This window comes from Streptomyces sp. NPDC031365, assembly GCF_055569765.1.
Genome location: NZ_JBVIIM010000019.1, coordinates 62,296 through 87,457 on the forward strand (window position 1 = coordinate 62,296; position 25,162 = coordinate 87,457).

Annotated in this window: 23 protein-coding genes; 12 read left to right on the top strand and 11 right to left on the bottom strand. The window is 71.6% G+C overall.

The features are described from left to right. Nucleotides 1-1,014: 1,014 nt before the first annotated feature. The 6 genes from ACZ5C2_RS25435 (at nt 1,015) to ACZ5C2_RS25460 (ending at nt 4,990) form a co-directional block, all read left to right on the top strand. Complete coding sequence (locus tag ACZ5C2_RS25435) at nt 1,015-1,905, top strand: TraR/DksA family transcriptional regulator (RefSeq protein WP_468795477.1); 891 nt, start codon at nt 1,015-1,017, stop codon at nt 1,903-1,905. A gap of 65 nt (nt 1,906-1,970) precedes the next feature. Further along, nucleotides 1,971-2,567 (top strand): signal peptidase II, encoded by a 597-nt coding sequence (lspA, locus tag ACZ5C2_RS25440; protein WP_468795211.1) that lies wholly within the window; start codon nt 1,971-1,973, stop codon nt 2,565-2,567. Nucleotides 2,568-2,618: 51 nt separating this feature from the next. Further along, entirely contained in the window at nt 2,619-3,563 is a 945-nt protein-coding gene (locus ACZ5C2_RS25445; protein ID WP_468795214.1) for an RluA family pseudouridine synthase, read from the top strand. After that, entirely contained in the window at nt 3,560-4,027 is a 468-nt protein-coding gene (locus ACZ5C2_RS25450; RefSeq protein WP_468795217.1) for a GNAT family N-acetyltransferase, read from the top strand. The genes ACZ5C2_RS25445 and ACZ5C2_RS25450 overlap by 4 nt, the downstream gene beginning before the upstream one ends. Before the next feature lie 88 nt (nt 4,028-4,115). After that, nucleotides 4,116-4,253 carry a hypothetical protein gene (locus tag ACZ5C2_RS25455; protein WP_468795501.1) on the top strand — a complete coding sequence of 46 codons (138 nt, stop codon included), beginning with the start codon at nt 4,116-4,118 and terminating at the stop codon, nt 4,251-4,253. Then, a complete protein-coding gene (locus ACZ5C2_RS25460) occupies nt 4,250-4,990 on the top strand; it encodes an SDR family NAD(P)-dependent oxidoreductase (protein WP_468795220.1) in 741 nt (246 codons plus the stop codon). Before ACZ5C2_RS25455 ends, ACZ5C2_RS25460 begins: the two co-directional genes overlap by 4 nt. A gap of 7 nt (nt 4,991-4,997) precedes the next feature. On the opposite strand, the gene ACZ5C2_RS25465 is transcribed toward ACZ5C2_RS25460, so the two are convergent. Next, a complete protein-coding gene (locus ACZ5C2_RS25465; protein ID WP_468795222.1) occupies nt 4,998-6,122 on the bottom strand; it encodes a mechanosensitive ion channel family protein in 1,125 nt (374 codons plus the stop codon). 108 nt (nt 6,123-6,230) lie between these two features. On the opposite strand from ACZ5C2_RS25465, the gene ACZ5C2_RS25470 reads away from it, so the two are divergent. Continuing rightward, complete coding sequence (locus tag ACZ5C2_RS25470; protein ID WP_468795225.1) at nt 6,231-6,806, top strand: dienelactone hydrolase family protein; 576 nt, start codon at nt 6,231-6,233, stop codon at nt 6,804-6,806. Between the two features lie 21 nt (nt 6,807-6,827). Here the strand turns inward: ACZ5C2_RS25470 and ACZ5C2_RS25475 are convergent, their stop codons facing one another. From ACZ5C2_RS25475 to ACZ5C2_RS25490, 4 genes are all read right to left on the bottom strand, one after another. Then, nucleotides 6,828-8,510 (bottom strand): alkaline phosphatase D family protein, encoded by a 1,683-nt coding sequence (locus tag ACZ5C2_RS25475; RefSeq protein ID WP_468795228.1) that lies wholly within the window; start codon nt 8,508-8,510, stop codon nt 6,828-6,830. An 89-nt stretch (nt 8,511-8,599) separates the two neighbouring features. Continuing rightward, a complete protein-coding gene (locus tag ACZ5C2_RS25480; RefSeq protein WP_468795231.1) occupies nt 8,600-9,448 on the bottom strand; it encodes a thioredoxin domain-containing protein in 849 nt (282 codons plus the stop codon). Between the two features lie 82 nt (nt 9,449-9,530). Further along, entirely contained in the window at nt 9,531-10,244 is a 714-nt protein-coding gene (locus tag ACZ5C2_RS25485) for a hypothetical protein (protein ID WP_468795234.1), read from the bottom strand. Nucleotides 10,245-10,312: 68 nt separating this feature from the next. Further along, complete coding sequence (locus ACZ5C2_RS25490; RefSeq protein WP_468795237.1) at nt 10,313-11,638, bottom strand: DUF2252 domain-containing protein; 1,326 nt, start codon at nt 11,636-11,638, stop codon at nt 10,313-10,315. 258 nt (nt 11,639-11,896) lie between these two features. On the opposite strand from ACZ5C2_RS25490, the gene dnaE reads away from it, so the two are divergent. Then, nucleotides 11,897-15,436: a DNA polymerase III subunit alpha gene (gene dnaE / locus ACZ5C2_RS25495; RefSeq protein ID WP_468795240.1), complete on the top strand. Its 3,540-nt coding sequence runs from the start codon at nt 11,897-11,899 to the stop codon at nt 15,434-15,436. Nucleotides 15,437-15,534: 98 nt separating this feature from the next. Here dnaE and ACZ5C2_RS25500 read toward each other — a convergent pair whose 3' ends face one another. Beyond that, entirely contained in the window at nt 15,535-15,702 is a 168-nt protein-coding gene (locus tag ACZ5C2_RS25500; protein WP_468795243.1) for a hypothetical protein, read from the bottom strand. Nucleotides 15,703-15,937: 235 nt separating this feature from the next. Here ACZ5C2_RS25500 and ACZ5C2_RS25505 point away from each other — a divergent pair, with 235 nt between their 5' ends. Beyond that, entirely contained in the window at nt 15,938-17,143 is a 1,206-nt protein-coding gene (locus ACZ5C2_RS25505; RefSeq protein ID WP_468795246.1) for an NYN domain-containing protein, read from the top strand. 198 nt (nt 17,144-17,341) lie between these two features. On the opposite strand, the gene ACZ5C2_RS25510 is transcribed toward ACZ5C2_RS25505, so the two are convergent. Continuing rightward, the gene (locus ACZ5C2_RS25510) at nt 17,342-17,746 is read right to left on the bottom strand and encodes a VOC family protein (RefSeq protein ID WP_468795248.1); all 405 of its coding nucleotides are present in this window, start codon (nt 17,744-17,746) and stop codon (nt 17,342-17,344) included. Nucleotides 17,747-17,978: 232 nt separating this feature from the next. On the opposite strand from ACZ5C2_RS25510, the gene ACZ5C2_RS25515 reads away from it, so the two are divergent. The 3 genes from ACZ5C2_RS25515 to ACZ5C2_RS25525 all read left to right on the top strand — a co-directional run bounded on the left by ACZ5C2_RS25515 (nt 17,979) and on the right by ACZ5C2_RS25525 (nt 20,620). Beyond that, complete coding sequence (locus tag ACZ5C2_RS25515; protein WP_468795480.1) at nt 17,979-18,953, top strand: ABC transporter ATP-binding protein; 975 nt, start codon at nt 17,979-17,981, stop codon at nt 18,951-18,953. A gap of 88 nt (nt 18,954-19,041) precedes the next feature. Further along, the gene (locus ACZ5C2_RS25520; RefSeq protein ID WP_468795251.1) at nt 19,042-19,863 is read left to right on the top strand and encodes an ABC transporter permease; all 822 of its coding nucleotides are present in this window, start codon (nt 19,042-19,044) and stop codon (nt 19,861-19,863) included. Between the two features lie 34 nt (nt 19,864-19,897). Next, a complete protein-coding gene (locus ACZ5C2_RS25525) occupies nt 19,898-20,620 on the top strand; it encodes an AAA family ATPase (protein ID WP_468795255.1) in 723 nt (240 codons plus the stop codon). 364 nt (nt 20,621-20,984) lie between these two features. Here ACZ5C2_RS25525 and ybaK read toward each other — a convergent pair whose 3' ends face one another. From ybaK to ACZ5C2_RS25545, 4 genes are all read right to left on the bottom strand, one after another. Further along, entirely contained in the window at nt 20,985-21,485 is a 501-nt protein-coding gene (gene ybaK, locus ACZ5C2_RS25530; protein ID WP_468795483.1) for a Cys-tRNA(Pro) deacylase, read from the bottom strand. Nucleotides 21,486-21,514: 29 nt separating this feature from the next. Continuing rightward, nucleotides 21,515-22,255: an LON peptidase substrate-binding domain-containing protein gene (locus tag ACZ5C2_RS25535; protein ID WP_468795258.1), complete on the bottom strand. Its 741-nt coding sequence runs from the start codon at nt 22,253-22,255 to the stop codon at nt 21,515-21,517. Nucleotides 22,256-22,266: 11 nt separating this feature from the next. Next, nucleotides 22,267-23,343: a hypothetical protein gene (locus tag ACZ5C2_RS25540; protein WP_468795261.1), complete on the bottom strand. Its 1,077-nt coding sequence runs from the start codon at nt 23,341-23,343 to the stop codon at nt 22,267-22,269. Nucleotides 23,344-23,492: 149 nt separating this feature from the next. Then, nucleotides 23,493-25,070, bottom strand: coding sequence for an oxidoreductase (locus tag ACZ5C2_RS25545; RefSeq protein WP_468795264.1), 1,578 nt, complete (start codon nt 25,068-25,070; stop codon nt 23,493-23,495). Between the last annotated feature and the right edge of the window lie 92 nt (nt 25,071-25,162).

The following is a 25,162-nucleotide window of genomic DNA, read 5'->3' on the forward strand; positions in this document are numbered from 1 at the left end:
TCATTGGGGTCGCGATGCCGGTTCTACTCGCCGCTGCTGCGGCTTTCCTCCGGCGGCTCCGGGGTGATCTTCACGTCGCGCTCGCCCCCGGGCTCACACCGTCCCCGGGTCGCTCTGGGCTGCGTCCGCCGCTACTCGTCCCCATCCACGCTTCTCGCTCCGCCCAGTGTACGGCGCTGCGCGGACAGGGGCCGACCGGATTTCCCGGAGGGGTATGGGTTGGTATGCCCCGAATGGCGAGGTGTGCGCGATCGGGTCTCGGGGCACCCGCCCGGGCGGCATACCCGGCGGGGAGCTGGGCACAACGGATGCAGGCTCGTCGTGCGGCGTCCGCGGGGCGGGGGAATCGAGCGGTGCGCCCCGTTGCCGCGGGACTCGAGTCGATTTATCGTCCCAGCACGATTCGCGCGCAAGATCACAATATGTGAAGGGGCCGCGGCCATGGTGGCGAAGAGGACCGCTGCACAGCAGTCGGCGCCGTCCGGCGGGCCCGGACCGGCGCCGGGTGGCGGACACGAGCGGACGGGTGCCAAGAATACCCGGGGCACAGCGCCCCCCGGCCCCACGGCACGGCCGGACCCGCCGGTCAGGGAGACCACCGCGCCGGACCATCCGCCGTCCAGGCGTAGCCCTTCATCGGATGCGGCCGGGGAGGGTCCCTCGACGGGGCCACCCGCCAAGGGCGCCTCTGCCCGGAAGAGGCCCGCCGGGAAGACGGCGGTGAGGAGGACGCCCGCGGATCGGTCCGTGACGGCGCGGGCGGCGTCCGCCGGGAAGACCGGGCGGGAGGAGGCACCCTCGGAGAGGACACCGGCCGAGAAGGCCGACCGGAAGAGGCCTGGCCGGTCGGCACCCCTCCCGGGTGCGGCGCCGGGCAAGGCGTCCGCGCGGAAGGCGGCGGAGGTGTCCGATGAGGAGGCGCCGCCACGGAAGGCGGCGAAGAAGGCACCCGTGGGGAAGGCGGTATCGAGGAGGGCGTCCGCGGGGAAGCCTGTGGCGGAGGCGCCCGCGTCCGTGGCGGTGCGGGCAGCGTCCGATGAGGAGACCGAGCGGGGGGAAGCCGCCGCGAGGAAGCCACCGGCCGAGAAGACTGGCGGGAAGACGGGCAGGAAGCCACCGGCCCGGTCGGCACCCGCCCCGGGTGCGGTGCCGGGCAAGGCGTCCGCGCGGGACGGGGAGGCGGTGGAGGTGCCGACGGGGAAGGCGGCCGGGAAGGCGTCCGCGAAGAAAGCCGTCGCACGGAAGACGGGCGGCGGGGAAACAGGGCAGAAGGCAGTCGGGGAGGGGACCGCCGCTGCGGTGGGCGAGCGCGAGGGCGCTGTCAGGACCAGTGGGTCCACTCAGGATGTGGCCGGGCACAGCACGGCCGATGACGCGGGCGCGGCCGAGGCCGCGGCGCAGACGGGAGTGACGACGGTGGGTGCGAAGAAGACCCCTGGCCCTGCGGCCACGGCGGCCACGGCGGCGAAGACCGCCGTACCCAAGGCCCGGATCGGTGTGGTGGAGCCGGGCGAGCTCGCGGTGCGTGCGGGCGAGGAGCCCTGGACGACGGAAGAGGTCGAGGAGGCGCGGACCGAGCTGATGTCCGAGGTGCTGCGGCTGCGCGAGGAGATCACGACCTCCGAGCAGTCGCTGGCCGGCCTGATGCGGGACTCCGGCGACGGCGCGGGCGACGACGACGCCGACACCGGCACCAAGAACATCACACGCGAGCACGAACTCGCGCTCGCCGCGAACGCGCGCGAGATGCTGAGCCAGTTCGAACGGGCCCTCCAGCGCCTCGACGCCGGCACGTACGGCCTGTGCGAGAACTGCGGCGACCCCATCGGGAAGGCCCGTATGCAGGCCTTCCCGCGGGCCACCCTGTGCGTGGAGTGCAAGCAGAAGCAGGAGCGCCGGTACTGATCGGCGGCCGTGCGGGTCGTGCCGTACCCTCGTCCTCAGTCAGGCACCTAGGCTGAGGGACACACGTGGCAGAGGCGGAGCGCATCATCGGTACGCCGGACACCCCGGACGCGGACCGGGACGGGCAGGAGCGGGCCGGCACCGAAGGGACGGCGGCGGAGACCGGGCGACCCCGCGGCAAGCGGCGGATCGCCGTGCTGTTCGCCGTCGCCGTCTTCGCCTACGCCCTCGATCTGATCAGCAAGATGATCGTGGTCGCCAGGCTCGAGCACCACGAGCCCGTCGAGATCATCGGGGACTGGCTGAGGTTCGAGGCGATCCGGAACGCGGGCGCCGCCTTCGGCTTCGGCGAGGCCTTCACCGTGATCTTCACGGTGATCGCGGCAGCCGTGATCGTGGTGATCATCCGTCTCGCCCGCAAGCTCTACAGCCTGCCCTGGGCGATCGCGCTCGGCCTGCTGCTCGGCGGCGCCCTCGGCAACCTCACCGACCGGATCTTCCGCTCACCGGGTGTCTTCGAGGGTGCGGTCGTCGACTTCATCGCGCCCAAGCACTTCGCCGTGTTCAACCTGGCGGACTCGGCGATCGTGTGCGGCGGCATCCTGATCGTGCTGCTGTCGTTCCGGGGCCTCGACCCGGACGGCACCGTCCACAAGGACTGAGGGTCCGGACTTTCGTACGGGAGTGCCGGGACCGTCCGGCATACTCGACGGGTGAGCACGATTCCCGAGATCCGAAACCTGCCCGTGCCCGACGGCCTGGAGGGCGAGCGCGTCGACGCCGTCATCTCCCGCATGTTCGGCTTCTCCCGCACCAAGGCCGCCGAGCTCGCCGCGGCGGGGAAGGTCACGGTCGACGGATCGGTGGTCGGCAAGTCCGAGCGGGTCAGCGGCGGCGCCTGGCTCGAGGTGGAGATGCCCCAGGCCGCCGCGCCGGTGCGGGTCGTCGCCGAGCCGGTCGAGGGCATGGAGATCGTGCACGACGACGACGACGTGGTCGTGATCGTCAAGCCGGTCGGCGTCGCCGCGCACCCCTCACCGGGCTGGACCGGCCCGACGGTGATCGGCGGCCTCGCCGCCGCCGGGTACCGCATCTCGACCTCCGGCGCCGCCGAGCGCCAGGGCATCGTGCACCGCCTCGACGTCGGCACCTCCGGTCTGATGGTCGTCGCCAAGTCGGAGTACGCGTACACATCACTGAAGCGCCAGTTCAAGGAGCGCACGGTCGACAAGCGCTACCACACGCTCGTCCAGGGCCACCCCGACCCCACCAGCGGCACCATCGACGCCCCCATCGGCCGCCACCCGCAGCACGACTACAAGTGGGCGGTCACCGCCGACGGCAAGGCGTCCGTCACGCACTACGACCTGATCGAGGCCTTCCGCGCCGCCTCCCTCCTCGACGTCAAGCTGGAGACCGGCCGTACCCACCAGATCCGCGTCCACATGGCCGCCCACCGGCACCCCTGCGTCGGAGACCTCACCTACGGCGCCGACCCGACGCTCGCCAAGCGGCTCCGCCTGACCCGCCAGTGGCTGCACGCCGTGCGGCTGGGCTTCGAGCACCCCGGCGACGGGCAGTGGGCGGAGTTCTCCTGCGACTACCCGGAGGACCTGCAGAAGGCACTGGACCAGGTCCGCGAGGAGACCTACGCGTGAGCCGCCCGTACGCCGTCCGTGTCGCGGAGGGGCCCGCCGACCGCGAGGCGTGCTTCGCTGTCCGCAAGGACGTCTTCGTCGCCGAGCAGGGCGTCCCCGAGGACATCGAGTACGACACCCACGACGCCGGCGCCGTGCATGTGCTGGCGATCGCGGAGGACGGCACCCCCCTCGGCACCGCACGCCTGCTGCACGGCGCGGCCGCCGCGGCGAAGAACGGCGGCGACCCGACCGCCGGCTCCCTCGGCCGGCTCGCGGTGACGCGGGAGGCGCGGGGCCTCGGCGTCGGCGCGGCGCTGGTGCGGGCCATCGAGGAGGCGGCCCGCGACCAGGGGCTCACCGCGGTCGACCTGCACGCGCAGACCCACGCCCTGGGCTTCTACGAGCGGCTGGGGTACGAAGCCTACGGACCGGAGTTCCCGGACGCCGGTATGCCGCACCGGGCCATGCGGCGCGCGCTGTAGCCCCGGTCCACGAATCTCCTGGTGGGGGCGACGGCATGGCAGGCCGGACGTCCGCTGACCGCTCGTAGACCCCCCGGGAGCACCGACCGTGGATCAGTTGGCCCTGCTGTTCGCCCTGTTGCTCGCGGCGGTGGTCAGCGTTCCGGTCGGGGAGCGGCTGCCGGCGCCGGTGCTGCCGCCGGGTTACCGCCGTCGGCGGCTTTCTGTTCGTAGGGTCTGGGCATGACACGCAACGTTGTGATCAGCGGAGGCGGTACCGGGATCGGACTGGCCACCGCGCGGGTGTTCGCCGCGGACGGGGACCGGGTGCTGCTGCTCGGGCGGCGCGCGGACGTCCTCGAACGGGCGGCGGTGCCGGGCGCCCTGACCTACGCGGCCGACCTGGCCGACCCGGAGGCCGTACGGGACGTGGCCGGTTTCGTGGGCCGGGAGTTCGGCGCCGTGGACGTCCTGATCCACTCCGCCGGAGGCAACGGGCTGCTCGAACCCCCGGTCGGCGGTGACGACCCGCTCGACGCGGTCGCCCGCGAATGGACCGTCACCTTCCGGCTCAATGTACTGACCGCCGTACTCCTCACGGAAGCGCTGAGGGACCGGCTCGCCGAACCCGGCGGACGGGTGCTGTTCCTCAGCTCCATTGCCGCCTACCGGGGCTCCGGACGGGTGTCGTACGCGGCGGCCAAGGCGTCGCTGCACCCGTATGCCCACGACCTGGCCCGTCGGGTGGGCCCGCACGGCGTCACCGTGAACGTGGTCGCACCCGGCTACATCGAGGACACCGGGTTCTTCGGCGACGGGCTGGACGAGGAGCGGCGGGCCCGTCTGATCGAGGAGACGTCGAACAGGCGGCCGGGGACGCCCGGGGACGTCGCGGCGACCCTGCACTGGCTCGCCTCCCCGGGCGCCGGTCACATCACCTCACAGATCGTCCAGGTCAACGGCGGCGCCGAACGCGGACACTGAGGACCGCTCAGCGCTCCCTCGGATGGTGGTGCACCCGGCGGGCCGCCGGTACGGCCGGTACACCGTCGGGGAAGCGGTGGCCGCTTCGGCCGGGCGCGGGCACCGCGTCGGCGGTGTTGACCCGGGGCAGGGCGTAGGGGTGTTCGTCGGTCAGCCAGCGGAGCATCTGCTCGCGGACCGTGACCCGCACCGTCCAGATGTCGTCCGCGTCCTTGGCCGTCGCCAGGGCCCGCACCTCCATGGTGCTGGGGGTGCTGTCCGTCACGGTCAGGTTGTAGGCGCGGCCGTCCCAGGCCGAGCACTCCCGGAGGATGTCGCGGAGCTTGTCGCGCATCGCGTCCAGCGGGGCAGTGTGGTCGAGATGCCAGAAGACGGTGCCCGTCATCTGCGGTGTCCCGCGCGACCAGTTCTCGAACGGCTTGGAGGTGAAGTACGACACCGGCATGGTGATCCGGCGCTCGTCCCAGGTGCGCACGGTCAGGAAGGTCAGGGTGATCTCCTCGACCGTGCCCCACTCGCCGTCCACGATCACCGTGTCACCGATGCGGACCATGTCGCCGAAGGCGATCTGCAGCCCGGCGAACATGTTGCCCAGCGTGGACTGGGCGGCCACACCGGCGACGATGCCGAGGATTCCGGCGGAGGCGAGCAGCGAGGCCCCGGCCGCGCGCATCGCCGGGAAGGTCAGCAGCATCGCGGCCACGGCCACCACTCCGACGACCGCCGTCACCACCCGCTGGATCAGCGTCACCTGGGTGCGCACCCGGCGGACCCGGGCGGGGTCCCGCTCGCGATGGGAGCTGGCGTAACGGGTGTACGACGTCTCCACGACCGCGAGGGCGATCCGGATCGCCAGCCAGGCGGCCGACCCGATCAGCACCAGTGACAGGATCCTGCCGATGGCGACCTCGTGGTCCGGCAGCAGCCGCGCCGCGTCGTAGGACCCTCTGAGCAGCGCCGCGCAGAGCACCAGCTGGTACGGGACGCGGGCACGGCGCAGCAGGCCCCACAGCGGCGTCTCGCGGTGGCGTTCGTCGGCCTTGCGCAGCAGCAGATCGGTGGCCCAGCCGAGCAGCAGCGTGAGCACGACCGAGCCGCCGACCACGATCAATGGGCGGAGCACGTCATCCATGTCCCCGAACCTAACCGGCTCCGCGCGGACATGAACATGTGACTTACGCACGAACGTGGGAACTGCCGCGATCGGGAGTTGTCACACCCGGCTGGCACCATGGGCTGCATGAACATCATGCTCTTTCACTCGGTCTACGGTTCGGGGCCCGGGCTGGCCGGGGCCGCCGGCCGGCTGCGCGCGGCCGGACACGAGGTGTGGACGCCCGACCTGTTCGAGGGCCGTACGTTCGACTCGGTCGAGGAGGGCGTGGCGTACAGGGAGGAGACCGGCAAGGACGAACTGCTGAGGCGGGCCGTGCTGGCGGCGGCGCCCTACTCGGAGCGCGGGCTGGTGTACGCGGGCTTCTCCTTCGGCGCCGCCGTCGCCCAGACGCTGGCCCTCGGCGACGACAAGGCGCGCGGGCTGCTGCTTCTGCACGGCACGTCGGACATCGCGGAGAACACCGTGGTGGACGAGCTGCCGGTGCAGCTGCATGTCGCCGAGCCCGACCCGTTCGAGACCGACGACTGGCTCACCGCCTGGTATCTGCGGATGGGCCGGGCCGGCGCCGACGTCGAGGTGTACAGATACGCGGGCGCCGGCCACCTCTACACCGACCCCGACCTGCCGGACTACGACGGGGAGGCCGCCGAGGCCACCTGGCGGGTGGCACTCGGCTTCCTCGAGTCGCTGGAGAACTGACCGGGGCGGGGCCCAGGCGGATCAGACGGGGTCGTAGCTGCGCTCGGCCTTCTGCGTGCCGCTGCGGGTGCGGTAGGAGCGGGCCCACGTGGACGTGGCGTCGGCCGCCGTGCGGCTGGACAGCACGTAGTAGTCCATCTGCGCCCGCTCGGCGGTGACGTCCAGTACGCCGTAGCCGTGGCGGTCGGTGTCGACCCAGTGGACATGCCGGTTGGCGGCCCGGATCAGCGGGGAGGCGAGCGCGGTGACGGTGCCCTCGGGAACCCTGACGATGTCGTCGAGGTTGTCGGAGGTGACCGAGGTGACGACGAACTCCGTGGCGGCCGAGGCCGACAGCGGGTACGTGCCGGCGTTCACCGGCACGTCGTTGGCCCACGCCATGTGGATGTCGCCGGTGAGGAAGACCGTGTTGCCGATCGCGTTCGCCCGCAGATGGGCGAGGAGCTCGCGGCGGTCGTCGGTGTAGCCGTCCCACTGGTCGGTGTTGAGGGCGAGACCCTCCTGTGGCAGGCCCAGCAGCTTCGCGAGCGGCTTCAGCAGGCTCGCGGGGAGGGACCCCACGGAGAACGGCGAGATCATGACCGAGGTGCCGACCAGCCGCCAGGTGGTGTCGGACGCCGTCAGACCCGCCTTCAGCCAGTCCAGCTGGGCGCGTCCGGTGAGCGTGCGGTCCGGGTCGTCGACGTCGCCGTCGCCGGTGGTGACCTGCTGGGAGCGGAAGGAGCGCAGATCCAGCAGGGACAGGTCGGCGAGCCTGCCGAAGCGCAGCCGTCGATAGGTGGTGCCGGCCAGCGCGGGACGTACCGGCATCCACTCGAAGTAGGCCTGCTTGGCGGCGGCCTGGCGCGCGGCCCAGCTGCCCTCCGCGCCCTCGGTGTGGTTCCCCGCGCCGCCAGACCAGGTGTCGTTGGCGATCTCGTGGTCGTCCCAGATGGCGATGACCGGCGCCTTGGCGTGCAGCGCCTGGAGGTCGGGGTCGGTCTTGTACGTCGCGTGCCGGACGCGGTAGTCGGCGAGGGTGACGATCTCGTGGGCGGGCGCGTGCGGACGGACGACGGTGTCGCGGGTGCCGTAGTCGCCGGTCGCGTACTCGTAGACGTAGTCGCCCAGGTGCAGCCAGGCATCCAGGTCGCCCCGGGCCGCGAGATGGCGGTACGCGGAGAAGTGCCCGGCCTCCCAGTTGGAGCAGGACACCACTCCGAAGCGCAGTCCGGCCACGGCGGCGTCGGCGGCCGGGGCGGTGCGGGTGCGGGCGGCGGGGGAGTCGGTGCCGCCGGACGAGAAGCGGAACCAGTAGTCGGTGGCCGGCCGCAGGCCGCGGATGTCGGCCTTGACCGTGTGGTCCGAGGCGGCGGTGGAGAGGGTCGAACCCTTCGCGACGATGTCGCCGAACGACTTGTCCCGGGCGACGGTCCAGCTCACCTCGGTGTCGGGCCCGAGCCCCGAGCCGGGTATCGCCTCCGGCACCGGCGTCACCCGGGTCCACAGCAGGATGCCGTCCGGCAGTGGGTCGCCGGAGGCGACGCCGTGCAGGAAGGCGGGAGCCTGCCGCGCCGCCCGGGCGGGCAGGGCGGCGGCGAGCGGTCCGGCCAGTGCCGCGGTGGCGGCTGCCGCCTTGACGACCGTTCGGCGGCGCGGGGAAGGGGAGTGGGCGTCCGCGGTGGCGGAGACGGCGCTCTCGGATGCTCTGTGTCGACTGGTCACAGCCGACACGCTACTGACAGGTACACGCTAGAGCGGGCGAACCGGCAGAAGTTCGCCCGCTCTTCAGCGCGTTGTCAGCCGCCCGCGACTCAGCCCTTGAGGGCCTTCTCGATGGCGGTGTTGAAGTCGTCGGGGGTCATGGGCGTGTTCTTGCCGTCGGACCCCGTGAGCTTCTTGCCGTCCATGACCAGGCTGGGCGTGCCGTTCACCTCGTCCTCGTTGGTGTCGAAGGTGTGGGACATCGCCAGGGCCCAGGCGTCGAACGTGCCGTTCTTCACCGCGTCCTGGAACTTCTTGTTGTTCTTCAGGGCGTCCACCGAGTCGCCGATCTCGATGATGTAGTCGTCGTCCTTGAGCTTGTCCTGCGACTCCTCGGGGTGGAACTTCGCCGAATAGAGGGCCTCCTTGAACTCCAGGAATGCCTCCGGGCTCACGTTCAGCGCGGCGCCGAGGGCGCTCATCGCGTTCTTGGAGCCCTCGCCGTTGGAGCCGACCTTCATCTGGTCGCCGTCCCCGGTGTCACCGTCGAGGAACGTGCCGCCGATGAACTGGAGCTTGTACTTGCCGGCTTCGTAGTCTTTGAGGAGCGTCGGGCCGACCGACTGCTCGAACGTGGCGCAGATCGGGCAGCGCGGGTCCTCGTACAGCTTCAGGGTCTTCTTCGCGCTGTCCTTGCCGAGCACGACGGCCGTGCCGTTCTTGCCCGAGGTGTTGGCCGGCGCGACGATCTTCTGGTCCAGGGCCGCGTCCCACTTTCCGGGCTTGTTCGCCTGGACGACGGCGTAGCCGATGCCGCCGGCCGCGGCCAGGACGCCCACGACCGACAGGGCGACCACGATCTGCCGCTTGGCCTTCGCCTTCTTCGCCTGGCGCTCGCGCTCCTGGCGCAGTCGCTCTCGGGCCGCCGTCTTCGCCGCCTGGCTGTTCCGCTTGCTCATGGTGATGTCTCCACGGGGGACGCACACGGACGTGTGCGGGATACGTATGGGGGCTGCTGGTGCTCGGTCCGGGCCGCCGGCCTCAGGCGCGGGCGGCGAGGGAGCGCGGCGGTCCGCGCCGTCCCAGGGAGTGCGCGAGAAGCAGGGTCCGGGCGATGGCGGTACGGCGGACCGGACGGGTCGGACGGAGAACCTCCGGTGCCCGGCGTACGAACACCGCCGCGACCGCCAGCAGCAGCGGCCGGACCGCCGTCGAGGCTGCCGTCGCGACCGCGCTCAGCAACTGGGCCAGCGCCCGCTCGCCGCGGCGCAGCCAGGCGGCGGCGCAGAGGCCGACCCCGATGTGCGCGCCGAGCAGCATCCAGGCGGTGGCGGGATCGGCCTGGGCGAGCACCTCGGCCAGCCGGTCGCCGCCCTCGGCGGCGGGTCCGGTGACCCGGACCAGCGGTGCGCCCACGCTGGTGCCGTCACCGCACAGCACGTCGAAGCCGACGGAGCGCAGTGGGCCCGCCACAGGGCCGCCCATCCGGCCGTAGCAGACGTGCTGGCCGGTGGTGAAGACCGTGTCGGCAGCCAGTTCCAGCGGGATCAGCAGGGCGGCGATCCGCCCGAAGGAACGCTCCCGGCCCGCCAGGGCGTACGCCAGGAGGAACACGGCGGCGGTGATCGCGGCCACCGTGTTGAACGGCAGCGGAGCCCCGGACAGCAGCACGTGCGACGCGGCGCTGAGCGTCACGACGACTGCCGTGAACAGCGCCGCGCGTACGGCTCTGAGCTGGTTTCCGGATTTGTCCATGGCGGGAACGAGTGTGTCACGTGCTCCGGTAAGGGATCCCTAAAGGGTTCCTGTGGACGGGCGGATCGTTAGAGTCCCGGAATCCTGCCGTTGCGGAACAGGTCCAGGAAGGTCTGGTGGTCGCTGCGCGCGCGGGCGCCGTAGCTGTGGGCGAAGTCGACCAGGAGGGGGATGAGGGAGTCCTCGTCGGCGGCGATCGCGGCGTCGATGGCACGCTCGGTGGAGAACGGCACCAGGGACTCGCCGGAGGTGTCGTCCGCCGCCGCGTGCATGGTCGCCGTGGCCCGGCCGAGGTCGGCGGCGACCAGGGCGATCTCCTCCGGGTCGTCGATGTCGCTCCAGTCCAGATCCACGGCGTACGGCGAGACCTCGGCGACCAGCTGACCCGAGCCGTCCAGCTCGGTCCAGCCCAGCCAGGGGTCGGCGTGCGCCTGGAGGGCGCGCTGGGAGATCACCGTGCGGTGCCCCTCGTGCCGGAAGTAGTCCCGGATGGCCGGATCGGTGATGTGCCGTGAGACCGCCGGGGTCTGGGCCTGCTTGATGTAGATCACCACGTCGTTCTCCAGGGCGTCGCTGTGGCCCTCCAGCAGGATGTTGTACGACGGCAGCCCGGCCGAGCCGATGCCGATGCCGCGGCGGCCCACGACGTCCTTCACGCGGTACGAGTCCGGGCGGGCCAGCGAGGCGTCCGGCAGCGTCTCCAGGTAGCCGTCGAAGGCCGCGAGCACCTTGTAGCGGGTGGCGGCGTCCAGCTCGACCGCGCCGCCGCCGGCGGCGAAGCGGCGCTCGAAGTCGCGGATCTCGGTCATCGAGTCCAGCAGCCCGAAGCGGGTCAGCGAACGGGCGTCACGCAGCGCGTCCAGCAGCGGCCCCTGGGCGGTGTCCAGGGTGAAGGGCGGCACCTCGTCGCTCTTCGCGCCGGTGGCCAGTGCGTGGATCCGCTCCCGGTAGGCGGCCGTGTAGATGGTGACCAGCTCGCCGATCTGCTCGTCGCTGAGCGCCTTCGCGTAGCCGATCAGCGCCATGGAGGCGGCGAAGCGCTTGAGGTCCCAGGTGAAGGGGCCGACATAGGCCTCGTCGAAGTCGTTGACGTTGAAGACCAGGCGGCCGTTGGAGTCCATGTAGGTGCCGAAGTTCTCCGCGTGGAGATCGCCGTGGATCCACACGCGCGAGGTGCGCTCGTCCAGGTAGGGTCCGCCGCGCTTCTCGCTGTCCAGATCGTGGTAGAAGAGGCTCGCCGTCCCGCGGTAGAAGGCGAACGCCGAGGCGGCCATCTTCCGGAACTTCACCCGGAACGCGGCCGGGTCGGCGGCCAGGAGTTCGCCGAAGGCGGTGTCGAGGACGGCGAGGATCTCCTCACCGCGGTGCTCGTCGTTGAGCTGCGGGACCGACATCGCTTTGTGCCTCCAGGTGCGGGATGTTTCGGGACGGCTGGTCCGTCCCCTGCCTAACGTGTGACACGTCACGCGAGTGCCCGTGCCACCGCCCGAAGGTACGTCCGGATGCGCCTCGGGTGTCAGTGCCGGGGCATAGACTTCGACGCTGTCCCCCGGACCGTCCGAACGCCCGTCGCCGACTGCCCTCCCGTCACCCGACCACCGCCCCTCATCGAGGCGCTCCGCGCCACAGCGTCCACTCCTGGAGGCCGCACCGTGTCCAAGCCGCCGTTCACGCACCTGCACGTCCACACCCAGTACTCACTGCTGGACGGTGCCGCGCGGCTGAAGGACATGTTCAACGCCTGCAACGAGATGGGCATGACGCACATCGCCATGTCCGACCACGGCAACCTGCACGGGGCGTACGACTTCTTCCACTCCGCGCAGAAGGCGGGCGTCACCCCGATCATCGGGATCGAGGCGTATGTCGCCCCCGAGTCCCGGCGCAACAAGCGCAAGATCCAGTGGGGCCAGCCGCACCAGAAGCGCGACGACGTCTCCGGTTCCGGTGGCTACACCCACAAGACGATGTGGGCCGTGAACAGCACCGGCCTGCACCACCTCTTCCGCCTGTCCTCCGACGCGTACGCGGAGGGCTGGCTGCAGAAGTGGCCCCGGATGGACAAGGAGACCATCGCCCAGTGGTCCGAGGGGATCGTGGCCTCCACCGGCTGTCCCTCCGGGGAGGTCCAGACCCGGCTGCGCCTCGGGCACTTCGACGAGGCCCTCAAGGCCGCCGCCGACTACCAGGACATCTTCGGAAAGGAGCGCTACTTCCTGGAGCTGATGGACCACGGCATCGACATCGAGCACCGGGTCCGCGACGGCCTGCTGGAGATCGGCAGGAAGCTCGGCATCCCCCCGCTGGTCACCAACGACTCGCACTACACGTACGCGCACGAGGCGACCGCCCACGACGCGCTGCTGTGCATCCAGACCGGCAAGAACCTCTCCGACCCCGACCGCTTCAGGTTCGACGGCACCGGCTACTACCTCAAGTCCACCGACGAGATGTACGCCATCGACTCCTCGGACGCCTGGCAGCAGGGCTGCGCCAACACCCGGCTGATCGCCGAGATGGTCGACACCACGGGCATGTTCGAAAAGCGCGACCTGATGCCGAAGTTCGACATCCCGGAGGGGTACACGGAGGTCACCTGGTTCCAGGAGGAGGTCCGCCGCGGCATGGCGCGCCGCTTCCCCGGCGGTGTCCCCGAGGACCGCCAGAAGCAGGCCGAGTACGAGATGGACGTCATCATCCAGATGGGGTTCCCGGGCTACTTCCTCGTGGTCGCCGACTTCATCATGTGGGCCAAGAACCAGGGCATCGCGGTCGGCCCCGGACGGGGCTCCGCGGCCGGCTCGATCGTCGCGTACGCGATGGGCATCACCGACCTCGACCCGATCCCGCACGGCCTGATCTTCGAGCGGTTCCTCAACCCCGAGCGCGTCTCCATGCCCGATGTCGACATCGACTTCGACGAGCGCAGGCGCGTCGAGGTGATCCGGTACGTGACCGAGAAGTACGGCGCCGACAAGGTCGCCATGATCGGCACCTACGGCAAGATCAAGGCGAAGAACGCCATCAAGGACTCCGCGCGCGTGCTGGGCTACCCGTACGCCATGGGCGACCGGCTCACCAAGGCCATGCCCGCCGACGTCCTCGGCAAGGGCATCGACCTGAACGGCATCACCGACCCCTCGCACCCGCGCTACAACGAGGCCGGCGAGATCCGCGGCATGTACGAGAACGAGCCGGACGTGAAGAAGGTCATCGACACCGCCAAGGGTGTCGAGGGTCTCGTCCGGCAGATGGGTGTGCACGCGGCCGGCGTGATCATGTCCAGCGAACCCATCGTCGACCACGCCCCGCTCTGGACGCGCCACACCGACGGCGTGACCATCACACAGTGGGACTACCCCCAGTGCGAGTCGCTCGGCCTGCTGAAGATGGACTTCCTGGGCCTGCGCAACCTCACGATCATGGACGACGCCATCAAGATGGTGAAGGCCAACAAGGGCATCGACCTGGAGATGCTCGCCCTCCCGCTGGACGACCCCAAGACCTTCGAACTGCTCTGCCGCGGTGACACCCTCGGCGTCTTCCAGTTCGACGGCGGTCCGATGCGCTCCCTGCTCCGCCAGATGCAGCCCGACAACTTCGAGGACATCTCCGCCGTCTCGGCCCTCTACCGGCCGGGCCCGATGGGCATGAACTCGCACATCAACTACGCGGAGCGCAAGAACGGCCGCCAGGAGATCACCCCGATCCACAAGGAACTGGAGGAGCCGCTCCAGGAGGTGCTGTCGGTCACCTACGGCCTGATCGTCTACCAGGAGCAGGTGCAGAAGGCCGCCCAGATCATCGCGGGCTACTCGCTCGGCGAGGCCGACATCCTCCGCCGGGTGATGGGCAAGAAGAAGCCCGACGAGCTGGCCAAGAACTTCGTCCTCTTTCAGGAGGGCGCCCGCAAGAACGGCTACAGCGACGAGGCGATCCAGGCCCTGTGGGACGTGCTGGTCCCCTTCGCCGGCTACGCCTTCAACAAGGCCCACTCCGCCGCGTACGGACTGGTGTCGTACTGGACCGGGTACCTCAAGGCGAACTACCCGGCCGAGTACATGGCCGCACTGCTCACCTCGGTCAAGGACGACAAGGACAAGTCGGCCGTCTATCTCAACGAGTGCCGCCGCATGGGCATCAAGGTGCTCCCGCCGAATGTCAACGAGTCGGAGTCGAACTTCGCCGCGCAGGGCGACGACGTGATCCTCTTCGGCCTGTCGGCCGTGCGCAACGTCGGCACCAATGTCGTCGAGTCGATCATCAAGTCCCGCAAGGCCAAGGGGAAGTACGCGTCCTTCCCGGACTACCTCGACAAGGTCGAGGCGGTCGTCTGCAACAAGCGGACCACCGAGTCGCTGATCAAGGCGGGCGCCTTCGACTCCATGGGCCACACCCGCAAGGGCCTCACCGCGCAGTACGAGCCGATGATCGACAATGTGGTCGCGGTCAAGCGCAAGGAGGCCGAGGGCCAGTTCGACCTCTTCGGCGGCATGGGCGAGGAGGAGACCAGCGAACCCGGCTTCGGTCTCGACGTCACCTTCACCGACGACGAGTGGGACAAGACGTACCTGCTCGCCCAGGAGCGGGAGATGCTCGGGCTCTACGTCTCCGACCACCCGCTGTTCGGCCTGGAGCACGTGCTGTCCGACAAGGCCGACGCGGGCATCTCCCAGCTCACCGGCGGTGACTTCGGCGACGGTGCGGTGGTCACCATCGGCGGCATCATCTCGGGCCTGCAGCGCAAGATGACCAAGCAGGGCAACGCCTGGGCGATCGCCACCGTGGAGGACCTGGCGGGCTCCCTCGAGTGCATGTTCTTCCCTGCGACGTACCAGCTCGTCTCGACCCAGCTCGTCGAGGACGCCGTGGTGTTCGTCAAGGGCCGGCTCGACAAGCGCGAGGACGTGCCGCGGCTGGTCGCCATGGAGTTGATGATCCCCGACCTGTCCCACGCGGGCGCCAACGCCCCCGTGGTGCTCACCATCCCCGCGACGCGCGTGACCCCGCCGATGGTCAGCCGGCTCGGTGAGATCCTCACCCACCACAGGGGCGACAGCGAAGTACGGATCAGGCTTCAGGGGCCGACGCGGACGACGGTGCTGCGTCTGGACCGGCACCGGGTCAAACCGGACCCCGCCCTGTTCGGCGACCTGAAGGTCCTCCTCGGACCGTCCTGCCTGGCGGGCTAGCCCGGTTTCCGGTCCTGCCGACGCGCTTGAGGGGCGCACCCTGTGGTGGGCGCGCCCCTCTTCTTGTTCCTGGGCCGCAACGGCCCGTCGTGCGGATGTCAGTTGTGACCGAAGCGCTTCTGCCGGCCCTTGCCGCGTCCGGGGTCGCCGGGCATGACCTGCGTGGTGCGCTGCTCGTCCGGCGTCTCCATCGTGGACGGCTGCGCCGCCCGCTGGGCGCGCTCGGCCTGGGGCTGCTTACGGTCACGGTTCTTGTTCTTGGCCATGGTGATGCCTCCTGTGGGGGACTAGGGGCCAGGGCCGGAACCAGATTCACACAGCCGGATAACCCACGCATGTCGGACAATTACCGTGTGTGACCGGGTGGTCGGGGCCGGGGTGGTCGGGGGAGGAAGTGTGGAAACGCCACGCCGAAGATCGAGTTCCGGCCGTTAACCCCGGCGAGGTCGGGCAGACTCGAAGCAAGCCCGAAGCAAACCTCCCGGAAAGAGGGTGGATCGCGTGGACCGCTGCATCGTCCTGGTGGACGCCGGGTATCTGCTGGGGGCCGCAGCCAGTCTCCTCGCCGGGGAGCCTTCGCGGTCCCGCATCACCGTGGACCACACGGCCCTCATCCAGGGGCTGCGCGACCGCGCCGAGAACGACACGCGGCAGCCGCTGCTGCGCATCTACTGGTTCGACGGCGCCCCCGACCGTGTTCCGCAGCCCGAGCACCGCAGGCTGCGCGTGATGCCCCGGGTCACCGTCCGGCTCGGTGCGCTGACCCGCAGCGACGGGCGCTGGGCGCAGAAGGGCGTCGACGCCGCGATGCACGCCGAGCTGACCGAACTGGCCCGCAACCGCGCCTGTTCCGACATCGTGCTGGTCACCGGGGACGGCGATCTGCTGCCGGGCATGATGGCGGCGAAGGAGCACGGTGTCGCCGTCCACCTGTGGGCCGTGCAGGCCGCAGACGGCGACTACAACCAGTCCGAGGACCTGGTCGCCGAGGCCGACGAACGCCGCGTGCTGGACCGGGCGTGGATCACCCAGGCCGTACGGGCCAAGGATCATACCGGGGTGTGTGCGCCGCCGCCCGTGCCGCGGCCCGAGATCGCCGCGATCCTCTCCGCCCCGCTGCCGGACTCCGCGCTCTCCGCGGCGGCCGAACGCACCGCGCAGGAGCCGCAGCACCCGTCCGTCGGGCACAACGGCACCGCCGAGCGGACGTCCACGGCCAAGGGCGTGCCCACCCCGAAGGACCTGGCCGCGCTGCGCAGCCCCGGCCCGCACCAGCCCCAGCAGCCCCCCTCCGCAACGCTGCGGTGGTCGTCCGACAAGGGCTGGGTCGACCGGCCCGTCGCCGAGCCGCCCGATGCCGCGTCCATGCCCACGCTCGCCCAGCTGACCACGGCGGAGCAGCGCTGGGCCGACCGCGAGGAGGACATCACCACCGTCGGCGGGGACCCCTTCGAGGTGGGACAGGTGTTCGCCCGGCGCTGGGTGGAGCGGCTCGGCGACCAGAGCCACATCCAGAAACTGTCGGTCATGTACCCCCGCATCCCCCACCGTGTCGACGGGGAGCTCCTGCGCTACGCGGCCCGCTTCGGCCTACTCGCCCACAAGGACGACCAGATCGACGAACGCGACCGCTACGCCATCCGGGCGGGCTTCTGGCGCGAACTCGACCTCCGTACGGGCACGGAACGGGCCTCCGCGGGGGAGTGAGCGGTTCCTCGCAGCCGAGCTGAGCGGGCTTCGGGGGCGTGGGGGTACCTACCCACGCCCTCCAGGCAGTGGGGGAGCGTCGCAAGGCGGCGGGAGGGCGCCGGGGCGCAGCCCTGGCAGCCGACCGCGGTGCGGTGCGGCGCGGTGCGGCGCGCCGCGGTGCCGGGCCCGCGACCCCGGCAGGATCCACACGGCACCCTATGCGCCGAGTTCGGTGAAGAGCGTCAGCTGGAGGGCGCCCGGTGCTTCGAGTCGCGAGTTCAGTGAGTTCCAGGGGGTGCGGGTCGGTTCGGCGACCACCTCGGCTCCGGCGGCGGCCAGCTTCGACGTGGTGGCGACGGAGTCGTCGACCTGGAAGGCGACCCGGACGGGACCGGCCACGCGTCGCCCGACCTCGACCTCGTCGATGAAGGCGGCGTGGTGCGGATCGGCCAGCTCCAGAGTGGCCCGGCCGGCGTCGAGGATGGTGACCCGGCCGTCGGGTGACGCGAACGCCGCGCGCTCGGTCAGGCCCAGGACGTCGCGGTAGAAGCGCAGCGCGGCGTCGTAGTCGTCGGCGGTGACCACCAGGCGCAGTTCGCGGACGGCGGGCTCGTCGGTCATTCCGGCTCCCGGGAGATCGTTTGCGTGGACGACGCGTGAACACGATGAGCGACCGGATGATTCCCCGGCGTTCACCGATGCCTCCCGGCGCGTGTCCGGTGCGTCCTGTCCCGTCCTCTCCCGGGGGCGCGACGCGCGAGCGACCCGAGGACCGGCCGGGGTCCCCGACCCCGTAGGCTCGTCCCTTGTGAGTACGCGCGCGGCACAGGGATTCCGGCACGGTGGTGATGCCGTGTGTGCGGTGCGCGGGCTGACCAAGACCTATCCGGCGGTGCGCGGCCGGCGCGGCGTTGCCGCGACCCCCGAGATCCGGGCCACCGACGATGTGGCGCTCGACATCCGGCGCGGTGAGATCTTCGGTCTGCTCGGGCCGAACGGCGCCGGCAAGTCCACCCTGGTACGCCAGCTGACCGGACTGATGCGGCCCGACCGCGGCAGTGTCGACATCCTCGGCCACGACATCGTGCGCCACCCCGAGCGGGCCTCGCGTATCCTCGCCTACCTGGGGCAGGAGTCCACCGCCCTCGACGAACTCACCGTGTCCCTCGCCGCCGAGACCACCGGCCGGCTGCGCGGGCTCGACGCACGCCGGGCGCGGTCGGAGCGGGACGACGTCCTGGACGAACTGGGGCTCGCCCCGCTCGCCGGACGCCCGCTGAAGAAGCTCTCCGGCGGCCAGCGCAGGCTCGCCTGCCTGGCCGCCGCGCTGGTGGGGGAGCGGCCCCTGCTCGTGCTCGACGAGCCCACCACCGGCATGGATCCGGTGGCCCGGCGCGCGGTGTGGTCCGCCGTCGACCGGCGCCGTGCCGAGCACGGCGCGACCGTCCTGCTGGTCACCCACAACGTCATCGAGGCCGAGACCGTTCTCGACCGGGTCGCGGTCCTCGACCGCGGCCGGGTCATCGCCTGCGACAGCCCGTCCGGGCTCAAGGAGCAGGTCGCCGGCGAGGTCCGGGTCGATCTGGTGTGGCGCGAGGCCGCACCCCTGCACGTGCCCGAGGTCGCCGCCCTGCGCGACCGCGTCGTCGAGTCCGGCCGCCGCTGGACCCTGCGGCTGGCGCCCGAGGAGGCCCGTACGGTCGTCGCCACCGTCACCGGCGGTACCGCCTTCGCCGCCCTGGACGACTTCACGCTGGCCACACCCAGTCTGGAGGACGTCTACCTGGCGCTGGGCGGTGCCGTACGACAAGGACTGGTGAAGGCGTGAGCACACGGACCGCGTCCTCCGTACCCGGAACAGGGCGACCGCCCCGGCGGATCCGGGCGAACCTCCGAGCGAAGGAGAGCAGCACGACGTGAGTGTCGTACCCGCCGAAGTCCTGCCGGACGGTGCCCTGGCCGCGAAGGAGGCGGTGCCGGACGCCGCCGAGCTCGGTCCCCGGGCGCGGCTGCTGCCGTCGCTGGCGGCCGTGTACCGGGCGCAGCTGTCCCGCGCCCGGGTCGCGCGGATCCCGCTGCTGTTCGTGGCGACCTTCCAGTCGGTGGGCATCATGATCCTGATGCGCGGGGTCGTGGACGGCGGCGGCGAGGCGCAGGCCGTGGTCGCCGGCTCGGCGGTGCTGGTCGTCGCGTTCGTCGCGCTGAACCTCCTCGCCCAGTACTTCGGCCAGCTGCGGGCCAGCGGTGGACTCGACCACTACGCGACCCTGCCCGTGCCGCCGGCGGCCGTGGTGCTGGGTGCGGCCGGCGCGTACGCGTCATTCACCGTGCCGGGGACCGTCGTGACCGCGGTCTTCGGCTGCGTGCTGTTCGGGCTGCCGCTGGCGCACCTGTGGATCCTGATCGCGGTGATCCCGCTCGCCGGCGCCGCGCTCGCCGGGCTCGGAGCGGCTCTCGGCCTGCTCGCGCCCCGGCCGGAACTGGCCACACTCCTCGGTCAGCTCGGGATGTCCGCGGCGCTGCTGCTGGGCGTGCTGCCGCCGGAGCGGATGCCGGAGGCGGTGCGCCTCGCACGCGGCCTGCTGCCGTCGACGTACGGCGTCGAGGCCCTCGCCCGGACCTTCGGACCGCACCCCGACTGGGCCCGTGTGCTCGGTGACCTCGCCGTGTGCGGGGGCGTCGGCGTGCTCTCCCTGGCCGCGGCGACCTGGGCGTACCGCAGGGCTGCCGTCCGGTGACGCGCCGCACAGCCGTGCCTGGCACGATGGCAGGGTGAGCGCTCCTCTGACACCACCACCGCCTCCGCACGAGCATTCCGCGCACTCCGCGCAGGATGCGTGGCAGCCGCCGTCCGACGGGTCCGCGGCCGCCGCGTTCCGGCATGCCGGGAAGTCCGGGCACGCCGAGTATCCCTGGCACGGCGGTTGGTACGGACAGGACGGCCCCGGGATGAAGAAGGAACTGCGGGAGGCCGCGGTGGCCGCGGTGGCCGTGGCGCTCGGCGGGGTGCTGCTCGGAGTGCTGTGGTGGTGGCTCGCGCCACGTGTACCGCTGGTGGGTGATGTGGCCGGCGACAACTGGGTCGTCTACCTCAAGGACTCCGAGGGGGAGCAGGGGATCGGGGTGGACGGCACGTTCACGCTCCTCGCGCTGGGGTTCGGCATGGTGAGCGCGCTGGTCGTGTTCCTGGTGCGCCGGCGTGGCGGTGTGCCGCTGGTGGTGGCCCTGGCGGCGGGCGGGCTGCTGGGGTCGGTCCTGGCCTGGCGGCTGGGGGTGTGGCTCGGTCCCGCGCAGGATGTGATCGCGCAGGCGAGGAGTGTCGGCAAAGGGGTCACCTTCGACGCGCCCTTGAAGCTGAGCGCCAAGGGGGCACTGCTGGCGTGGCCGTTCGCGGGGCTGCTGCTGCACCTGGGGCTGACGAGCCTGTTCGGCCCCCGGGACCCGGACCACTTCCCGCCGGCGGAGCAGCCGTACGTGCCGCAGCCGGGAGCCTAGGTTTCGCACGGCGTTGCAGCGAGACGGGTGCGGATCGCGCGGCCCGCGTGCGGGGTGTCGTTGCGGCCCTCCGCGCGCTCCTGCGCGGGGCGGTGGCCTGCGGAGACGGCAGGGGTGGTGCGGATCGTGCGGCCACCACCCCCGCCGCATCCGGCCCATCCGTGCCGCCACGCGGCGTGATGGTGCGCGGATGCGGCGAGGGCGGTGCGGGGCCGGCGGGCGTGCTGAGTCCGCGGGCGGGGTTCTGGTCAGGCCGGGCGGCGGCCGTGGTTCGCCCGGCGTTTCCTGATGCGCCACGTGCGTTTGCGGGTTCGCTTCGACATGTCCCTTTTCCTTAGCCGAGGAAGGGACGAGCGTCGAGGGGCTAAACGCGTCCGATCGGGGCCAGGGTCGCCGAGGTGAGCTCGGTCAGGTCCTCGGGGGAGAGCTCGACCTCCAGGCCGCGGCGGCCGGCCGAGACACAGATCGTCTCGTGCAGTGTCGCCGACTCGTCCAGGACCGTCGGCAGCCTCTTGCGCTGGCCCAGCGGCGAGATGCCGCCGCGCACGTACCCGGTCGTGCGTTCCGCCAGTGCCGGGTCGGCCATCGCCGCCCGCTTGCCGCCGGCCGCCGACGCGAGAGCCTTCAGGTCCAGTTGGCCCGCCACCGGCACCACCGCCACCGTCAGCGCCCCGTCGACGTCCGCCACCAGCGTCTTGAACACCCGGTCCGGCGAGACGCCCATCGCCTCGGCCGCCTCCTCGCCGTACGACGGGTGGGAGGGATCGTGGTCGTAGGAGTGCACCGTGAACGGCACCCCGGCCGCCGTGAGCGCCACCGTCGCGGGCGTTCCCCCCGGCTGTTGCTTCCTGGACTTCTTCGCCATGGTGGCCGCCATCCCGGACAGTCGTACGGTCAGTTGAGACTCATCGGGCCGCGCGTCAGCTCCGACGCCGGCAACGACGGCAGATTACGGATGATGGCCGTCTCCGCGCGAAGGAGTTTCAGCTCGTCACGCAGCCGGGACGCGGTGTCCGGCGCCTGGAGCAGACGCTGCCGCGTCGGTGTGTCCAGCATCATGGCGGCGGCGACCAGGTAGGAGACCACGCTCGGCTCGTCCGGCAGGTCCGCGCCGGTCGCCAGCGACCGCTCCCGCGCCCCCGCCAGCCGCTTCTGGTACTGGCGGAACGCCCTCAGTACCCCCTCCGCCAGCGCTCCCGACTCCTCGCCGGCATCCTCCTCCACCGGCTCCAGCTCAGCCGTCAGATACGGCCCCGAGGCGTCGACCGACAGCAGCCGCACCCGGGTCGTCCCGGTCGCCAGCACCTCGAAGCTGCCGTCGGGCCGCTCCCGGATCGTCGCCGCGTCGGCCACACAGCCCACCTTGTGGAAGGCGCGCAGCGGATCGGTGCCGAAGCCCGCAGCCGGGCCCCGGTCGGGCACGGCCGTCGGGTCGGGCAGCCCAGGGGCGCTCGGCGCGACCTCGTGGCCGTCGCGGATCGTCACGACGGCGAACCGGCGTGGCTCGTCCTCCGCGGTCTTCAGCAGCTCGCGCATCATGGCGCGGTAACGCTCCTCGAAGACGTTGAGCGGGAGTACGAGCCCCGGGAACAGCACCGTGTTCAGGGGGAAGAGCGGGAGCCGGACGGTGGTCACGACGCAAAAGCCTAATGGTCGCCGAAGCGGAGTCGTCCGCCCTGCCCATTCCTCGGACGGGCGGAAGCCGGAACGAAGGGACGTGTTCCGGCCGTGGAAGAGCCGGACGCGACCGCGGCGCACACGCCCTGACGGACCTCCAGGAACCGTCCCAGCGGGTCCTCGGCGTCCCGGTCCCAGGGGAAGGACGTGGCGTACGGGCCGGTCAGACGCAGCTGCTCCTGGGCATCCTGCCAGCGCTCCAGACGGACGAGGACGTAGGTCAGCAGGTTGCGAAGTTCGGCCGGCCGGCACTGGCCCGCGGGCAGCCGCGCGGACAGGGCGGTGGCGCGGTCGGCCGCCGCTTCGAGCCGTTCGCGCGGTACTTCGGGACCACAGCCGTCGGTGAGATAGCCGAACGCCGCCCGCAGCGGCAGCGCCTGTGTGAGCGAGCCCTCCGGCGCGTCCTGGGCCGCCCGGTCCGCGAAGTCGAGGCATTCCCGGTGCGAGCCGTGCCAGGAGGACGCCAGATAACGCAGGGCCGCCACATGGCAGCCGTGGTGGTGCGGGGCGCGCCGGACGGCCGCCTCCCACAGCTCGCCGAAGTAGGTGTGGCCGGCCCGCGCGCCCCGGGCGTGGTCCAGGGCCAGCCGCCAGGGCACCGGGTCACGGTTGTCCGCCCGGGCGGCAGCTGTGATCAGCGGGCTCACCTCGCGCAGCAGCTCGGCCCGCTCCGGTGAGTCCCAGGCGCGGTCCACCGCGCGCTGGGCGTCCACCAGCAGCACGTCGGGGTCGCGCGGGGCGAGGGCCCGCCAGGTGTCCAGCCACTCGGGGCGCGAGCGGGCGAAGGCGGCCAGCCGGCGCACATACCGGTCGCGGTGCTCCCAGGCGCCCGCGCTCCGGGTGGCGGCGAGCAGTTCGACGGCGGGTGTGCGGTCGCCGGCCGCGGCACCGACCAGCGCCGGGGCCAGCGCGTCGTCGGGCGCGTCGAGGAGCACCTCGTCGTCGCCTGGCAGTTCGAGGGGAACGAGGGACGCGGCGCCCGTCGCCTTTCCTCGCCCCCGGGACGTACGGGCGAACGCGTGCAGCAGAGCCATGGTGTCGACCATTGAAAGACCGCAGGTCACAGCGGCGCCAGAGCCCGCGCGAAAGTCGCGGAAAGTTGTACGGGGTTCGGTCAAGGCCCGGTAAAAGCCGACGGTCCCCCACGTCCCGGGGACCTCTTCCGCACCACCGGCCCCGGGCCACTCACTGCGGACTACGTGCGCCGCAGCGTCCGTGTCGCGCCCGCCGCCACCGTCGTCGCCAGGATCCAGCCCAGCAGGATGAACGCGGTGGACAACCACTGCCAGCCGCCCCGCAGCTGCCAGAAGCCCACCTGGCCCAGGTCGATCACCGGCAGCAGCAGATCCAGCGCGAACAGCGCCGGGTTCCAGGCCGGATGTTCACCGCTCTTCAGCGGCGGGTGGTCCGCGCGCGCGAACGCCAGCGAACCGGCCGCCCACAGCACTCCCATCCACACCGCCGCCCGGCCCGGCCGGTATCCGTAGGCGACCGTCCAGTCCTGCGCGTAGCCCCACAGCTTGGCCGCGAACGGCAGGCTCTCGCGGCGGCGGCGCTGCCTGGCGAGCAGCACCTCCCGGGCGTCCTCGTCCTCTCCGCCCGCCCGCAGCACGGCGGCCAGCCGCTCGTACGGCTCCGGGTTGTACTCGGCGCTCGCCGCGTCGACCCAGCGCAGCCGCAGCGCCAGCGGGAACGGCCCGCGCGGCACCAGGTTCTCGTACTGGAATCCGCCCATCTGCAGCCGGCCGGGGCCCGGCCAGCTGTCCGCCCGGTCCACCAGGTTCACCACCCGCGCCCCGGACAGCACCACCCTGCCGCGCGCCGGCCGTTCCCCGAGGAACCGCAGTTCCGGCGTCTGGACACGGCGCAGCGACAGCTCCTGCTCGTCGGTCAGGAGGAACCGGGCCCCTTCGAAGTCGACCGCGTCCCCGAACCGTCCGTCGTCCAGCCGTACCCCGCCCCGGCACTCGAACCGCTGGATCCGCGTCCCGCGCGCCGGTGTCATCCCGCTCCGCGCCTGGGCGCCCACTCCCGCCGGGGTCAGATACAGCGTGCGCTCCACGGTCAGCTGCGGCGCGTTCAGAGCGAGCCGGGTGTGCGAGTTGCCCAGCCGTGCGCCGCGCAGGCTCAGCGAGACGCCGATCGTCGCGCTGCGCAGGCTCAGCTCGCCGTGCGACTCCAGCATCTCCGCCTGGAGGTCCTGCCCGACGGTCATCCCGTCGGCGGCGATCGAGCGGCCGCTGCGGTCCCGGTGCACGATCGCCTGGTTGAGCAGCAGGTCCGTACCGATCCGCGCGTCGGTGAGCCGTATGCCGCCCAGGAACCGGCACCTCGGCAGATGCAGATCGCCCTCGGTGTGCAGCCGGGCCGCCTCCAGACGCGGTACGGAGCAGTCCACCATCCGCAGGGTCGTGAAGCGCGTCTCCGGCAGCAGCACGTCCCGCTCGAAGCGGCAGCCGCGCAGTTCCCAGTACGGCACCACCGTGCCCCCGGCCAGGTCCAGCACGCCGCTGATCAGCACCCCGACGAGCTTCAGGGACGACACCCGCCCGGCCAGCGCGGGCGGACCGTCCAGCAGCAGCCAGCACACCACGCGCGCCCGGACCGTCCGCTCCGGTCCCCACGGATGACCTCCGTGCGGATCGTCGACGACCGTGTCACCGCTGCTCAGGTCGTACACGCTGCCGTTGCGGAAGGCCTGCCACATCCCTGCCTCCGCGGCGGTCAGGTCCTCCGGCGGCTCCGCGCCGCCCGGTCCCACCCCGTGGGTCACGGACCTCCCTCCCTCCTCACGTACTCGTCGGTTCATCCCTTCGTACAACCGGTGATGCCCGGTGCGGTGACATGTCGAACACGGAAAGTGAA